A 15,922-nucleotide genomic window follows, 5' to 3' on the forward strand; every position below is an offset into this window, starting at 1 on the left:
ACTATGTCCGTTAAAGCAAGAAATTCAGCAATACCTGCTGTGGCACGTCAGTTCAGACTTAATCCTCTGTACCTTTCTCTGGCCTCAATTCTGTTGGTGGCACCGGCTGCCTTCAGCGTGGCCGCCGAAGAGACCATTACCGTAAACGCCGACACGCGTGAAAGCGTGACCTCGCCGCTGCAGGGTTATGTGGCGAAAGAGAGTGCGGCGGGCACTAAAACGTCCACGCCGCTGCGCAAAACCCCGCAATCTATTTCGGTGATTACCCGTGAGCAGATGGACGATCAGGCTGCATCCTCCGTTGCAGATGCGCTGAGCTACAGCAGCGGCGTGCTGACCAACTATCGCGGTAACTCCAACCGTAACGATGAAATCATCGCGCGCGGTTTCCGCTATGCGCCGAAATTCCTCGATGGCCTGAGCTACGGTTTATCCGGCCAGGCGGGCGCTGCGGGGCAGATCGATCCCTGGTTGCTGGAGCGCGTAGAGATGATCCACGGCCCCGCGTCGGTGTTGTACGGTCAGGTGAATCCAGGCGGCATCGTGGCGATGACCAGCAAGCGTCCTACCGCGCAGAGCATTCACAAAGTGCAGCTCAGCACCGGCAACCAGTATTTGGGTGAAGCGGCGTTTGATTTCGGCGGTAAGCTGAACGATGACAACACGCTGTTCTACCGCCTGAACGGTATCGCCAGCACCAAACATGAGTTCGTGAAGGACAATAAACAGCAGCGCATGGCGATTGCGCCAGCGATTACCTGGCTGCCGAACGCGGATACCAGCTTTACGCTGCTGACCATGTACCAGAACGAGCCGAAAGCGGGTTACCGTAACTTCCTGCCGGCCAGCGGCACGTTGAAAGAGAGCAGCGCGGGCTTTATTCCTTACGATTTCAACGTCAGCGATCCGAGCTTCAACGAAGCCAAACGCGAACAGACCTCGATTGGCTATATCTTCGAGCACAATCTCAACGACAACCTGAGCTTCACGCAGAATCTGCGCTACAGCAACATGGACGAATCGTACAAATATCTGGTGTATACCTTTGATGCGGATAACGATCACTCAATCAACCGTCGTCCGCAGCATGACAAGATCAAGTCGAAAGAGCTGGGTCTTGATAACCAGCTGAAAGCCACTTTTGAAACCGGCAACATCGCGCACACCGTGCTCGGCGGGCTCGATTACAAGTGGAGCGATGTGGATAACAAACTGTGGCGCGACAGCGGCGATCAATACATCCTCGACTGGGCCAACCCAACGCGTATCAGCATCAATGAAAGCGATTTGACGTTGACTACCAGCACGCGCAAGAAGCTCGATCAGGTGGGCGTTTACTTGCAGGATCAGCTGGAGTGGAATCAGTGGAACCTGCTGCTGTCTGGACGTCACGACTGGAGCGAAGTGCGCACTCAGGATCGCACCGACAACAGCCAAACCCAGCAGAATGACGACAAGTTCACCGGCCGTGCGGGTCTGTTGTATGCCTTCGATAACGGCATTTCACCGTACGTCAGCTACAGCACCTCGTTCGAGCCAAACCTCAACAGCGGCGCGCCAGGCACCGATCCGTTCAAACCGACTACCGGCGAACAGACCGAAGTGGGCGTGAAGTATCAGCCGGTCGGTTGGGATGCGGTGTTTACCGTGTCGGCGTTTGATATCACGCAGAAAAATATCACTGCGTATAACAGCGTGACCGGCTACAACGAGCAGATTGGTAAAGTGCGTTCGAAAGGTATCGAAACCGAAGCGCACGCGCAGATTACGCCCGAGATCAAACTGTTAGCGGCCTATACCTATACCGATGCGGTGACCAAAGAGAGCAGCATTACTCAGCGTATCGGCCACTCACCGTCGAGCATTCCGCGTCATGCGGCGTCGGCGTGGGGCAGCTACACCTTCCTCGATGGCGTGCTGAGCGGCTTTACGCTGGGCAGCGGCGTGCGTTACACCGGCACCGCGCCAGCGGACGAAATTGGCGTCGACAAAGTACCGCATTACACCTTGTATGATGCGATGGCCAAGTATGAGCTGGGCGAAGCGGCGAATTCGCTGCGCGGTACCACGTTGCAATTGAACGTCAACAATATCGCGGATAAGCATTACGTGGCGTCATGCAGTAACGAAAGCGCCTGCTTCTACGGCAGCGGTCGCACCATCGTAGCGTCCGTCAGCTACAGCTGGTAATTCCCACAGGCGGCCTGCGTGGCCGCCGTTTCGTTTTGCATTCCGTGCGGCTCGCTTTCCACTAAGACACTTCTTAGCCGGTTTTCGGAAAATACTGTATTTGTGTGACTGTCATCACTCTGCAAGGCGCGTTAAAATGAACGCTTCTCATTTAGCAGGGGTTTTTCGTCACGATGTTATCGCGCTTCACTTTAGCCACTTTGATGGCAACAATCATGCTTACCGGCTGCGCCCGCCTTGCCGCCGTTACGGGTACATCACATGACAGCACTGCGACTGCGGACGCGTCCGCCGCTCAGCCTGCAACCGGCGCGCCAATCGACAGTAACGATTCGCCTTCACCATTCGAAACCGGCCCAACGGTAATCAACATTTCGCATGTGGTGACGCGCACCGATGACGGATCTTCTATTTATGTGACGGTAGATGGTCAGGATGCGGGTCTGCTGAAGAAGGGTGAGAAGAGAGAGATTCGTGTTTCGCCAGGTAAACACCAGATTGGTGGTTACGTGCAGACGCTATTTGGTTTTGGCAAAGTGACCATCGCCTCTGTGGACGTCACCACCGATGCGAACAGCCCGAAAAACGTGGTTTATTCTGTGACGCGCCAGAAGCCCGCGTTTAGCGAAACCGACGCCACGCCGCCGAATAATTCGTGATGTGTGGGTGCGCATAAATGCGCACCGGCACGGTTTCGTAGGGTCGCCATAAATGGCGTAATGCCGATCAGTTAAGTACAGAGCGACTTTCGTTCGCCATGTGCTTAGGCAGTTGCAGCATCTCCGTGCTGCGACCGAGCAAAGGGCGCCTGGCCGCGCCCTCTGCACTCCCGGGCCTTGCGCCAGCCCAACCCGCCGCTTCGCGGTGCCTTCACTCATTCACGATTCCTGACGGACCGGCGGCGATTCGCTCCTGCTCAGCGCCACCTCTCGCCGCATCCATGCGGCTCGCCCTGGAATCCCTCATTCCCTCAGCGGTTTAGGATGTCGCCTCAACACCCGCGCTGCAGCAGCAATGCATTTTCCTGACTCGCCATCGCTACAAATTCCGTAGGGTTGCCATTTATGGCGACCTGGTGCGCATGAATACGTGCGGACACTGTCATCACAGGCGGCGCAGGCGCGGATTGCTAAGGTCCGCGCCTTCGGACCTTAGCAATCCGCGCCTGCTTCACACATTCTGAAACTACCAGATGCTTGCGGGCGGAATCCCTGCGATGTCAGTGCGCTGCTTATCTGACATGCATTACGCCATTCATGGCGACCTCCCCACATCAACTCCGGCTAAACACCAACTTCAACCCGGCAACCGTAAAGCAACAAGCCAGCAGCGCATCCAGCCCACGACGGATGCGGCGGTAAAATGCCGCCATCACCGCAGTGGAAAACAACACCGCATAACCGCCAAACACCAGCACGCAAATCGCTGCACAGCCTGCAATAATCATCGGCAAGGTGGATGCCGCCGCACCCGGTTTTAACGCCACCGACATAATCGCCACCCACGTCAAAATCGCTTTAGGATTGCCGACGTGCATCAAAATGCCCTGACGAAACATTTTGCCGAAGTGCGCTTTCTCGCTGCCCGGCGCGAATTCGCGGGCATCTGGCTTACGCAGCGCCGATTTCCCTGCCTTAAATGCCAGCCACAACAGATACAATCCGCCACCAATCTTCAGCACAATCAATAACTGCGCAAAGGTGGCCAGCACGGTAAGAACGCCGCAGGCTGCCAGCAGCGCCCACATCATCGAACCGCCAATTACGCCACTGGCTAATGCCAGCGCCGCGCCGCGTCCCTGTTTCATCGCCGTACCCATAATCGCCATATTGCTCGGGCCAGGACTGGCGGTGGCAACGAAATAGGTGGTGTAGATCAGAATCAATTCATGTGACAGCGCCATAGGTTCCTCTGTTAATCATGATGGATTACGCCGCGAGAATGTGCTGAATTGCCAGAAACATCGGGATTGCGCCAAATACATTGGGCGGCTCATGCAATGCCACAAATCCCAGGCGGGTGTAAAAATTCACGGCTTGTGGTTCAGCGTCAAGATAAACGCCTTTTACCGGTAATGCGGCATGGATTATTTTGACGTGATCGAAAAATGCGCCCAGCAGATCCTGACCATAACCTTTCTTTTGTTCCCTGACTGCGATTCCCAACATAACCAGGCGCACCACGCCTACTTCGGCTGGCATGGAACCGGGCACCACGCGTGTGAGCTTTTGTTTCAACAGGGAATAGGCGCTGAAGGTACAAATTCCCAACAGTTCGCCGGTGTTAGCGTCAATCAACGCCTTCGCTGCACAGTTTCCCTCTTTTACGCTTTTTTTAAGCGAGTTGCGTACAAAGGCGTTAATGATTGCGTTGCCGCAATCGAAGTGTTTATTACCGGGATAGGTGATGTCTGCCTGATAGGCGCATACCATAACGTCAGCGCTGTTATTCCTTGAATTTTCCATCTGCTCTTTTCCTTCGCATCAACGCTTGTAACGCCAGCGTCGGAGCTGCAGGTTCAGACATGAGCTGATTCACTTGCTGCCAACTCTCTTCAGAAAGCTGGCGACGTCGCTGATTATCCAAAACGGTTTCTGCACGCTCAAGCGCCGCATTTAAGATAAAGGCACTCAAATCTAATCCTGCAGCGGTTGCCGCTTCCTTTAAAACTTCTTTAAGATTTGAACTGGTTTTTAACTCTACGCGCGCATCTTTAACGGCGCGCGTATCGGTGGATAGTGCGGGTGTTTTTGGCATAGCGAGAGCCTCGTAGAGTAAAAACGCCTCCTGTTGACGTCAGTCCTTAAACTTATGCAGCGTTGCATTGTGAGTGAAGTCTTTCATTTCAGTTAGCTTGGTACGGCTAATAACCGTATGCGAACAATGTAAACCTTATCGCTTCGATGAGTCAACGCGTACGGTTGATAGCCGTATAAATTATTTTGCCGTTGCGCCTTATTGACCGTGCAACTCCTTCCGTAACAGCACCAATTCACCCGCCAGATCGCGGCACAGCATCGCCGTCATCAGATGATCCTGCGCATGCACCAAAATCAGCGTAACCGGCACTTTGCCGCAGCCTTCATCGGCGCCAATCAATGCGGTCTGGATTTTATGCGCCGCTTTTGCGGCCTCATCTGACGCCGCCAAGGCCTCATCGGCACCTTGCCAGTCGGCTTTGCGCGCCTGCTGGATTGCCATCATGGCTTGCGATCGCGCCTCACCGGCATTGATCAGCAACTCCATCATCGTTTGTTCAAAATCCATATCCGTCTCACTTATTGGCATGCCAAATTGGCGATAACGATGCTACCGGAATACCAAAAAGGAGTTCCGCGAGCAGGATCACAGAAATTAAGCGCGAATATCGCCATTTTGGTATGCCACGAACCATCAAGCTGATGCATAACACCTAATACCGCTGAGGGTTGACCAATGTCTCTACAGGAACGTCTTATCGATTCGCTGGGTAGCTTTGCCACGCGATTCAATAGCTACCGCTACATCATGGCGATCAAAGCCTCGTTCATTACGCTGATGCCGGTGATCATCGTCGGCGCGTTTTCGGTGCTGATTTCCAACATGGTGCTGGATCCGAAAAATGGCCTCGCCAGTTTCTCTGCGCTGTCGTTTCTCGCCGATTTAAAACCGATCACCAGCAGCATTAACTACGCCACGCTGAGCTTTCTGAATATCGGCGCGGTGTTTCTGATTGGTATCGAACTGGGCCGCATTAACGGCATCAAAACGCTGTTTCCCGGCCTGCTGGCGATCATCTGCTTCATCTCGGTGACGCCCACCACGCTGCAAATGCTGGTAGATGGCCAGATGCATGTGGTCACCGATGTGCTGGCGAAACAGTTCTCCGATACCAAAAGTCTGTTCCTCGGTATGTTTATCGCCATTCTGTCGGTGGAGATTTACTGCCGGCTGGAGCAGGTTGAACGGCTAAAAATCAAAATGCCGGATACCGTGCCGCCGAACGTAGCCGCGTCATTTTCTGCGCTGATTCCGTCGATCATCACCGTCACGCTGGTCGCCACCTTTGGCTTTATCTTCCATCAGATCACCGGCATGTACCTGTACGACGCGGTGTACAAAGTGGTGCAGCAGCCGCTGGAATCGGTGGTGCAGAGCTTGTGGGGCATTCTGCTACTGATGTTTGTTGCCCAGCTGTTTTGGGTAATTGGTATTCACGGTAACCAAATGGTGAAACCGATTCGTGAGCCGCTGTTGCTGGGGGCGATTCTGGTCAACATGAACGCCTTCGAGCAGGGCAAGGAAGCGCCGAACATCATCACCATGCCGTTCTGGGATGTGTATATGAGCATCGGTGGTTCCGGCCTGACGATTGGGCTGTTAACCGCGGTGATGATTGCCACCAAACGCAAAGAGATGCGGGAAATTGCCAAGCTGTCGTTTGGACCTGGCTTATTCAACATCAATGAGCCGGTAATTTTTGGTATGCCGATCATGCTGAATCCCATTCTCGCTATTCCCTTCATCATCACGCCGCTGGTAACCGGTTCAATTGGCTATTTCGCCACGGTGATGGGCTTTGCCGGTAAAGCGGTGGTGATGGTTCCGTGGACTACGCCGCCGATTATCAATGCATGGCTTTCTACCGCCGGTTCGATGGGCGCGGTAGTGACGCAAATCATCTGCATCGTGGTTTCAGTATTGATTTATCTGCCGTTTGTCAAAGTGGCTGCACGTCGCGCCGAAGCGGCGGAAGCAAAAAATCTGCAGGCCGAGCTGGCACAAAATTAAGGAGATTCGATGAGTAAGCACACCATTGCGCTGCCAGAGGGCTTTATCCTCGGCGCGGCGGCATCGGCCTGGCAAACCGAAGGCTGGAGCGGCAAAAAAGCCGGGCAGGATTCGTATCTGGATGCCTGGTACCAGCAGGATCGTCATGTCTGGCACAACGGTTATGGGCCGGCGGTGGCGACCGATTTTATCAACCGTTTCCGCGAAGACGTGGCGCTGATGAAAGCGGCGGGACTGACGCACTATCGCACCTCGATTAACTGGTCGCGTTTTCTCACCGATTATGAAAACGCGGTGGTTGATGAGGAGTACGCGGCCTATTACGACCAGCTTATTGATGAGATGCAGCGTCAGGGCATTGAACTGATGCTGTGCCTCGAACATTACGAACTGCCACTGCAGTTGCTGGAAGAGTACGGCGGCTGGCAGTCAAAACATGTGGTGGAGTTGTTTATCCGCTATGTCGAAAAAGTGTTTGCCCGCTACGCCGGAAAAGTGACGCGCTGGTTTGTATTTAATGAGCCGATTGTGGTGCAGACGCGCGTCTATCTTGATGCGTTGCGCTGGCCGTATGAACAGAACACGCATAAGTGGATGCAGTGGAATCACCATAAAAATCTCGCCACGGCGAAGGTGGTGAAACTGTTCCGCCAGCAGGGTTATGCCGGCACGGTGGGCACCATTCTCAATCCGGAAGTGACCTATCCGCGCTCGTCGGCAGCGCACGATGTTAAGGCCGCGCAAATCTACGATCTGTTCTACAACCGGGTATTTCTCGATCCGGCGATCAAAGGCGTCTATCCGGCTGAATTGTTGCAGCTGCTGGATAAACATGAAGTCCAGTGGGACGTCACCGAGGAAGAGCTGGCGATCATTGCCGCCAACACCGTCGATGAGGTGGGGCTGAATCTTTACTATCCGCATCGCGTAAAAGCGCCGTCTCGCGCGTGGCATCCTGAGACGCCGTTCCATCCGGCCTTTTACTACGAACATTTTGAGCTGCCGGGCCGACGCATGAACAGCTCGCGCGGCTGGGAAATTCAGCCGCGTATTGTCTTCGATATGGCGCAACGTATGAAAGAGGAGTACGGCAATCTGCCGTGGTTTGTGGCCGAGAGCGGCATGGGCATCGAGAACGAAGCGCAATTTAAGGATGCGCAGGGGGAAATTCAGGACGACTACCGCATCAACTTTATTGCTGAACATCTTTACCAGGCGGTGCGCGCGCGTGAAGCGGGCAGCAACTGTCAGGGCTACATGTTGTGGGCGTTCACCGACAACGTTTCGCCGATGAACGCCTTCAAAAATCGCTACGGACTGATTGAGATCGACCTCGATAACCAGCGGCAGCGGCGGATGAAGAAATCCGCGCACTGGTTCCGTCAGTTGCGCGATACCCAGCAATTGACCCTCAACATTGACGATGAAGCCAAATAAGGACCACCTATGAAACGCATTATTCTGGCCTGCGCGGCAGGCATGTCGACTTCGATGTTAGTCACCCGCATTGAGAAAGAGGCGGTCGCGCGCGGTCTTGAGTTCCAGATCTACGCCATCCCGGAACAGAACCTGCGTGAAGAGTTACAAAACTACGGTCAGGACGTGGTGGTGGTGCTGCTGGGACCGCAGGTGCGCTTTAAGCTGGAGGAGAATAAAAAGCTGACTGACAGCTATCAGCTGCCGATTGCGGTGATCGATACCGTGGCTTACGGCACGTTGAATGGTGCAAAGGTACTCGATCAGGCGCTGGCTTTGGTACACTAGCGCCCAGATAGCAGTCAGGTTCCGGCTCGCACAGGACGCGGCCGGGCCGAATGCACCATGATGCAAAAGGGTGAGAGCGTGGAAAAAGCCGAAGCGCCACAAGAGAAAAAGCAGTATCAGGAAATTGGTCAGCATCTGCGTCAGCAAATCCTCGATGGCCATTACCCGGTTGGCTCACGACTGCCGCCAGAGCGCCAGTTGGCGGAAACCTGGGGCGTGAGCCGCACCATCGTGCGTGAAGCGTTGCTGATGCTGGAGCTGGAAGGCACGGTGGATATTCGTCAAAGCTCCGGCGTTTACGTGATGCGTATTCCTTCGGAAAGCGAGGATGCGGAAGAGGCCTTTTTCCGCAGCGATGTTGGCCCGTTCGAGATGTTGCAGGCGCGTCAGTTGCTGGAGAGCAATATCGCCGCCTTCGCCGCTAAAATGGCCACCAAAGCCGATATTGAAAACCTGCGCCGCACGCTGGAGCAGGAGCAGCGCGCCATCGCGCTCAACGACAGCAGCCAGGATAACGACAAGTTATTTCATCTGTTGCTGGCGGGCGCGACGCAAAATCAGATGCTGCTCGATACGGTTACCAGCGTCTGGCGTCATCACGAAGCCAGCCCGCTGTGGCAGCAGTTGCGACCGCAGTATGAAACCCGCGCCTATCGCCTGAAGTGGCTGGGCGATCATCAAACCATTCTGGCGGCGCTGCGACGTCGTGATGTGATGGGTTCCTGGCAGGCGATGTGGCAGCACCTGGAAAACGTCAAGAACACGCTGCTTGAGTTATCCGATGCCGATGCACCTGACTTTGATGGCTATCTGTTCGAATCGGTACCGATTTTTCAGGGTAAGTTGATGTGATGCGGTCGCCATAAATGGCGCCCCTACAAACCCGCTGTCGTAGGGTCGCCATTTATGGCGACCTGATGCGCATTTATGCGCACCACCACAGTGCAATGTAACATCGCATCCAATTATTTAACCGCTGAAAACCGAAGCCTTTATTAATTATCTTATGGCTCCGCATTAATTACCGCACCAAATTGTGACACGTATCGCCTGTTTCAATAAATAATGCACTTAATTTGTGCTTCTCCTCATAAAATCGACATAAGAAAACACTATAACAGCGGATAATCCGATTTATTTCGATATCGGACTGCTCCGCGCATTGAATGGGTTGGCATAAATATTGTTTATAATCAATATATTAATGGCACTTCCTCTGATTGAATCCTGCACAATTCCGTTAATTTAAAATCTCGCACCTGTCATATTCATGTAAAAAAGACGTTGCACACCTAATTTTTAAAGTGATAAAAGTTTCTCACTTGATAATGCTTTTTCATTTTAAAAGGTGACCGATAATGGCTCTTGAAACGGCTGAAGTTCGTATTTCGACATCATGGCAGCGCCCGGAAAATAAATGGCTGGCGGCATTTGCCGAATTTCCGGTTGCCAACATTGGCGATGCGATGGAAAGACTGAATATGTGCGATGGCGGCATTGTTCCGGTCTCCTCCAACACGGCGTTCGTCGGCTTTGCCTTTCCGGTTCAGGTCACGGCGGGCGACAACGCTGCAGTGATCCGCGCGCTGGATTACATCCAACCGGGCGATGTGATGATGATTAACGGCCAGGGCCACATTGATCGGGCGCTGGTGGGCGAGCAGCTGACGCAGCGCTTTCAGCATGCCGGTGCGGTGGCGCAGGTTATCGACGGCGCGGTTCGCGATCGCAGCGTGATTGAATCCACCGGTTTACCCACGTTCTGTCGTGGCACCACGCCGGCGGGTCCGTTCAAAAACGGTCCGGGCGTGATCGGTGAACCGGTCGCCATTGGCGGCGTGGTGTGCTGCGCGGGTGACATCGTGGTCGGCGACGATGACGGCGTGATCATCATTCCCTTCTGGCGCGCGGAAGCGGTATTGGCGGCGGTACAGGAAGTGGCGCGCCGTGAAGCAGAAATGACGGCAGAAGTAACGCGTCAGTATAAATAAGCCGCAGGCTTGCGCATTCCGGGGATGTTTTCACCACACTTTCAGGGCAAACCAATGACGAAATCACATGCGGTAACAATGGATTACGCTTTGCCGAAGGACGGAACAACCAAAAATAACGTCGTTCGCCGTGCCTCGCTGGCGGGCGGCGTCGGATCCTTTGTCGAGTGGTATGACTACGGCATTTACGGCTTATTGGTCAGTTCACTGGTGCTGGTGTTTTCCGCCAGTGACATGAGCACCACCGATTCCGGCCTGATGTTGACCTACCTCGGCTTCACCGTAAGCTTCTTTGTGCGCCCGTTCGGCGGCGTCATTTGCGGCTATCTTGGCGATAGAATGGGCCGCCAGAAGCTGCTGGCGATTCTCCTGCTGATGATCTCGCTGGCGACGGCGGCGATTGGCCTGTTGCCAAGCTACGCCAGTATTGGCTGGGCGGCACCGGCGCTGCTGATTTTGCTGCGCATCGTGCAGGGTTTCTCTGCCGGTGGCGAAGTCTCTGGAGCAGGTTCGTTCGTGGCGGAATATGCCGAAGATCATCGCCGCGCGGTGGTGATGTCGCCGCTGGTGATGGGATCGTTTATCGCGTTACTGTTCGGCAGCCTGCTGATCAGCGGATTGATCAACGTGTTCGGCACGGAGGCGATGACCGCCTGGGTATGGCGCGTGCCGTTCCTGCTGGCGATTCCGATGGCCTTGATTGGCGTCTACATCCGCACCCGCATTGAGGACACGCCCCATTTTCAGATGGTAAAAGCCAACAAGCGCGTGGTGCGCAATCCACTGCGTGAAGTGCTTTCCTCAAAGCGCCATCTGAAAGCGATTGGACTGGCGATCACGCTGCCAGCGGTCAACGGTCCGGGCTATTACATCCTGTTTGTCTACATGCCGACCTACCTGAATAAAGTGATGCACTTCCAGCAGATTCAAAGCTTGATGGTCACCGCGTGTGGGTTGATCACCATTATCGCCACCATTCCGATGATGGCGTGGCTGTCGGATCGTCTGGGACGCAAGCCGCTGCTGGTTGCGTCGGCGATTGCGATGGCGCTGCTGGCGTGGCCCTGTTTCTGGTTGCTGACGCTCGGTATGTTCCCGCTGGCGTGCATGGCAGCCGTTCTGCTGGCCTTTGCCTTTGCCGGACATGCCGGTGTGATTCAGGCGACGCTGGCCGAAATGTTCCCCACCAACGTGCGTTACAGCGCCTACAGCATCGGCTTCAACCTCTCAACGGTGATCTTTGGCGGCTCCGCGCCATTACTGATGACGTGGCTGATTGGCCTGACCGGCATCGCCAGCATTCCCAGCTATATGGTGATTTTCACCGCCGCGTTGACGCTCATCAGCACGCTGTATCTGAAAGAAACCGCCGGTAAGCCACTCGCTGCCGAGTGAAAGCCGTAGCAATCTGCCCACATTCTGGATTTCGAGGTCATTATGAAAAACGCGTCACCCTGGCGGATAGGGTTTGATATTGGCGGCACTTTTACCGATCTGGTGCTGTTGAATGACATCTCTGGCGAGGCGATTCGGCATAAAACCCTGACCACGCCGGAGGATCCTTCGGAAGGGGCGTACACCGGCTTAACCCAATTGGTGGAGTTGGCCGGGCTCAAAGCCAGCGACATTCACACCATCACACACGGTACTACGCTGGCCATCAACGCGCTGCTGGAGCGATGTGGCGCGAAAACCGCCTTTGTGGTGACGCGCGGCTTCCGTGACGTATTGGTGCTGGGGCGTGAATACCGTTATGACATCTACGATCTCAATGGCGCACCGGCGCAGCCGCTGCTGCCGCGTTCACAGTCGTACGAAATCAGCGAACGCGTGACAGCACGCGGCGAAGTGATTATGCCGCTCGACGAAGCCGAAGTGGTGCGGCTGGCCGCTGAGCTGCGCGACCAAGGCTATGAAGCCGTCGCCGTACTGTGCATGCATGCCTATGCGTGGCCGGAACATGAGAATCGCATCGAAGCGATTTTCAGCCGCGAACTGCCGGGCGTATCCATCTCGGTGTCGCACAAAGTGTCGCGGGAAATCCGCGAATACGATCGCGGCGTGTTAACCGCTATGAATGCCTTTGTGCAGCCGAAAGCGCGCCGCTATATGGCGCGGCTGGAGACCAAATTGCGCGAAGGCGGCTTCACCTGCGACTGGCTGGTGATGGGATCGAACGGCGGCCTGATGGCGCCGCAGGTGGCGGCGGATTATCCCACGCGCATCATTGAATCCGGCCCGGCAGGCGGCATCGTTGCCACCGCCGCCTTCGCGCGTAAAAACGCCGAACGTCAGGTACTGGCGTTTGATATGGGCGGCACCACCGCCAAGGCATGTGTAGTGCGCGATGGCGAACCCTCCATCACCATCGATTACGAAGTGGGGCGCGCGGATCGCCTGCTGAAAGGCAGCGGTTTGCCGGTGAAGTTGCCGGTGGTGGACATGATTGAGATTGGCGCGGGCGGCGGCAGTATCGCGCGCGTCGATTCCCTTGGCCTGCTGGAAATTGGCCCGGAAAGTGCCAGCGCCTGGCCAGGTCCGGCCTGTTACGCGCGCGGCGGCGAGCAGCCGACGGTTACTGATGCCAATCTGGTGCTGGGATTGCTCGATCCCGATGCCTTTCTCGGTGGTCGCATGCCGCTCGACGTGGAAGCCGCGCGCCAGGCAATTCGCCGCATCGCCGAGCCGCTGGGGCTGAGTATTGAAGACGCCGCATGGGGCATTCACGAAGTTGCTAACAGCAAAATGTCCGAAGCGCTGCGCACCCATTCGGTGGAGAAAAACGTCAGCCCATCACAAATGACCATGCTGGCGTTTGGCGGCGCGGGCCCGAGCCACGCCTGGTCGCTGGCGAAACAGCTCAGCGTCAAACGCGTTTACTTCCCGAACGGAGCGGGCGTTTACTCGGCCTTCGGCTTATTGACCGCGCCGCCCAGCGCTGACTTTGTACGCAGCGATCGCTGCCGCCTGCAGCCCGGCATTGATGTAAAACGCATTGCGGCGCTGTTCGCCGAAGGCTTTGACGAGGCGATCACCACGCTGGCGGCGGCCAACGCCGATCCGAATACCGCGATTCAGCAGAAGCTTGCGGGCGTGCGCTATGTCGGCCAGGGATCGGAGCTCACCGTCACGCTGCCGGAAAGCTTCCTTGCGCAAGGCGATGCGCAAGCCTTAATCGACAGTTTTGAAGCCGCCCATCTGGCGCGCTTTGGTCGCACCTTGCCGGGACAAGGCGTGGAGGTGGTTAACTGGCGCGGTCGCGTGCAGACCACGCCACCCGCGCTGAATACCACCGATCAACTCAGCCATCCTGAACCCGACGCGCGTGAAAAGAGCTTGCAGGTCTATCTGGGTCGCGAGCAGGGCTTCAGCACCTGCCGCGTCATCCCGCGCAGCTTACTGATCACCGGCGAAGCGATTCACGGTCCGGCGCTGCTGCAGGAAAAAGAGTGCGCGATTTATGTCGGTCCCGGCGCATCCGCGCAGCTGGACCCGCAAGGCAATATTTTGATGGAGCTGAACTGATGAGTGCGACAACCCACGATCATCTGCGTTTTCTCGACGATCCGATTAGCCTGCGCATTACCTGGGATCGGCTGGTCAGCATTTCGGAAGAGGCGGCAGCCACGCTGGTTAACATGGCGTTCTCCAGCATCATCCGCGAAGTGGGCGATTACTCGTGCCTGCTGATGGACGCCAGCGGCAGCTCGCTGGCGCAACCAAAAACCAGCGTACCGGTGTTTATCGGCACGTTGCCCGCCACGGTGCGTCATCTGCTGGCGAAATTCCCGGCGGAGACGCTGAAACCCGGCGATGCGCTGATCACTAACGATCCCTGGCTCGGCACCGGCCATCTCAATGACGTCACGGTGGTAACGCCAGTGTTCCGCGCCGGCAAGCTGGTGGCGTTTACCGGCGCGGCGGCGCACATGTCCGATATTGGCGGCTCGCTGAATATGGGCTCATCGCGCGACATGTTTGAAGAGGGATTTCTCATCCCGCCGAGCAAACTGATGATCGCGGGCGAGGTGAACCAGCAGTTGCTGGATCTGTTCCTCGCCAACGTGCGCTCGCCGGATCAGGTGGAAGGCGATCTGCACGCCATGCTGGCGGCTAACCAAATTGGCGCTAACGGCTTACTCGGCTTGATGGATGACTTACAACTGGAATCGGTGACGCCGCTGGCGGAGAAGATTCACTCGCTGACCGAAATCGCCATGCGCAAAGCCATTGAGGCGGTGCCGGATGGTCGCTATGAAGCGGCGGTGGATATTGGCGACTACGAAGGCGATATCCATCTCAACGTGGCAGTGATTGTGGAAGGCAGCAACATCACCATCGATTATGCCGGTTCGTCGGCGGAGTCGCTGTTTGGCAGCAACTGCCCAATGTCATTCACCTATGCCTACAGCGTCTATCCGCTGAAATGTCTGCTTGAGCCGTATCTGCCGAATAACGAAGGCTGCTTCAAATCCATCACCGTCACCGCGCCGGAAGGCTCGATTGCCAATGCGCGTCCACCTTGTGCGGTGGAGATGCGTAACCGCGTCGGACACATGGCGCACGCCGCCATTTTCACCGCGCTGGCCGATATCATGCCGGATCGCGTGATGGGCCACTCGGGCAGCGCGCCGGTCACCTGCGACGTGTTCGCCGGACAGTTCGATGACGGCCGACGCTTTGTCGAAAGCTTGTGCGTGAACGGTGGCACCGGCGCGCGTCCTGCCGCAGACGGCATTGTCACCGGTTTCCCCGGCAACATGTCCTCCACGCCGGTTGAGTTGATTGAGTCCGCCACGCCGCTGCTGTTCCTGCAGAAATCCATCGTGCCCGATTCGGGCGGTGCCGGACGCTATCGCGGCGGCGTGGCGCAGCGCATGGTGATTCGCAACACCAGCAAATATCCGCTCTCACACAGCATGTTCTATTCGCGGCAAAAACACGCGGCAGAGGGCGTGTTAGGCGCGGCGGCGGGTGCGCCGAACGTTGTGGCGATTAATGGCGCATCGCTGGCGAAACCGGTGGGGCGCCATGATGTGTTACCTGGCGACGAAGTCACCATTCAAATGCCGGGCGGCGGCGGCAAAATGCCGGTGGCCGAGCGCGATCTCAACGCCATCCTGTGGGATGTGCAGGAAGGTTACATCACTGAAGCGGGCGCGTTGCGTGATTACGGCGTGAACCTGCATGACCTTAAAAGAGGCTAA

The 15,922-nt window shown here is 56.1% G+C and carries 14 protein-coding genes; 10 read left to right on the forward strand and 4 right to left on the reverse strand.

Annotated features, from left to right (window positions below):
* The first annotated feature begins 3 nt into the window (after window positions 1–3).
* The gene (locus tag FHW71_RS17635) at window positions 4–2,190 is read left to right on the forward strand and encodes a TonB-dependent siderophore receptor (protein ID WP_179452374.1); all 2,187 of its coding nucleotides are present in this window, start codon (window positions 4–6) and stop codon (window positions 2,188–2,190) included.
* Between the two features lie 173 nt (window positions 2,191–2,363).
* Window positions 2,364–2,849 (forward strand): hypothetical protein, encoded by a 486-nt coding sequence (locus FHW71_RS17640; protein ID WP_179452373.1) that lies wholly within the window; start codon window positions 2,364–2,366, stop codon window positions 2,847–2,849.
* Between the two features lie 614 nt (window positions 2,850–3,463).
* On the opposite strand, the gene FHW71_RS17645 is transcribed toward FHW71_RS17640, so the two are convergent.
* From FHW71_RS17645 to FHW71_RS17660, 4 genes are all read right to left on the reverse strand, one after another.
* Window positions 3,464–4,093: a LysE family translocator gene (locus FHW71_RS17645; protein WP_154190931.1), complete on the reverse strand. Its 630-nt coding sequence runs from the start codon at window positions 4,091–4,093 to the stop codon at window positions 3,464–3,466.
* Between the two features lie 25 nt (window positions 4,094–4,118).
* Window positions 4,119–4,655: a GNAT family N-acetyltransferase gene (locus FHW71_RS17650; RefSeq protein ID WP_179452372.1), complete on the reverse strand. Its 537-nt coding sequence runs from the start codon at window positions 4,653–4,655 to the stop codon at window positions 4,119–4,121.
* A complete protein-coding gene (locus FHW71_RS17655; RefSeq protein WP_179452371.1) occupies window positions 4,636–4,947 on the reverse strand; it encodes a DUF1778 domain-containing protein in 312 nt (103 codons plus the stop codon). Before FHW71_RS17655 ends, FHW71_RS17650 begins: the two co-directional genes overlap by 20 nt.
* A 198-nt stretch (window positions 4,948–5,145) precedes the next feature.
* Window positions 5,146–5,457, reverse strand: coding sequence for a PTS lactose/cellobiose transporter subunit IIA (locus FHW71_RS17660; protein ID WP_154156559.1), 312 nt, complete (start codon window positions 5,455–5,457; stop codon window positions 5,146–5,148).
* 168 nt (window positions 5,458–5,625) lie between these two features.
* Between FHW71_RS17660 and FHW71_RS17665 the strand changes: the two genes are divergently transcribed.
* From FHW71_RS17665 to FHW71_RS17700, 8 genes are all read left to right on the forward strand, one after another.
* A complete protein-coding gene (locus FHW71_RS17665; protein WP_061719102.1) occupies window positions 5,626–6,960 on the forward strand; it encodes a PTS transporter subunit EIIC in 1,335 nt (444 codons plus the stop codon).
* A 9-nt stretch (window positions 6,961–6,969) separates the two neighbouring features.
* Window positions 6,970–8,397: a glycoside hydrolase family 1 protein gene (locus FHW71_RS17670; protein WP_179452370.1), complete on the forward strand. Its 1,428-nt coding sequence runs from the start codon at window positions 6,970–6,972 to the stop codon at window positions 8,395–8,397.
* Between the two features lie 9 nt (window positions 8,398–8,406).
* Window positions 8,407–8,724: a PTS sugar transporter subunit IIB gene (locus FHW71_RS17675; RefSeq protein ID WP_176973433.1), complete on the forward strand. Its 318-nt coding sequence runs from the start codon at window positions 8,407–8,409 to the stop codon at window positions 8,722–8,724.
* A gap of 78 nt (window positions 8,725–8,802) precedes the next feature.
* A complete protein-coding gene (locus FHW71_RS17680) occupies window positions 8,803–9,576 on the forward strand; it encodes an FCD domain-containing protein (protein WP_036650080.1) in 774 nt (257 codons plus the stop codon).
* A 506-nt stretch (window positions 9,577–10,082) separates the two neighbouring features.
* The gene (locus FHW71_RS17685) at window positions 10,083–10,715 is read left to right on the forward strand and encodes an RraA family protein (RefSeq protein ID WP_154156555.1); all 633 of its coding nucleotides are present in this window, start codon (window positions 10,083–10,085) and stop codon (window positions 10,713–10,715) included.
* 54 nt (window positions 10,716–10,769) lie between these two features.
* On the forward strand, window positions 10,770–12,110 hold the full coding sequence (locus FHW71_RS17690; RefSeq protein WP_154183053.1) for an MFS transporter: 1,341 nt from the start codon (window positions 10,770–10,772) through the stop codon (window positions 12,108–12,110).
* 42 nt (window positions 12,111–12,152) lie between these two features.
* Window positions 12,153–14,240, forward strand: coding sequence for a hydantoinase/oxoprolinase family protein (locus tag FHW71_RS17695; RefSeq protein WP_179452369.1), 2,088 nt, complete (start codon window positions 12,153–12,155; stop codon window positions 14,238–14,240).
* Window positions 14,240–15,922 (forward strand): hydantoinase B/oxoprolinase family protein, encoded by a 1,683-nt coding sequence (locus FHW71_RS17700; protein WP_179452368.1) that lies wholly within the window; start codon window positions 14,240–14,242, stop codon window positions 15,920–15,922. Before FHW71_RS17695 ends, FHW71_RS17700 begins: the two co-directional genes overlap by 1 nt.

Origin of the sequence: Enterobacter sp. Sphag1F, from assembly GCF_014193275.1 — a bacterium.
GTDB classification, from domain to species: Bacteria; Pseudomonadota; Gammaproteobacteria; order Enterobacterales; family Enterobacteriaceae; genus Pantoea; species Pantoea symbiotica.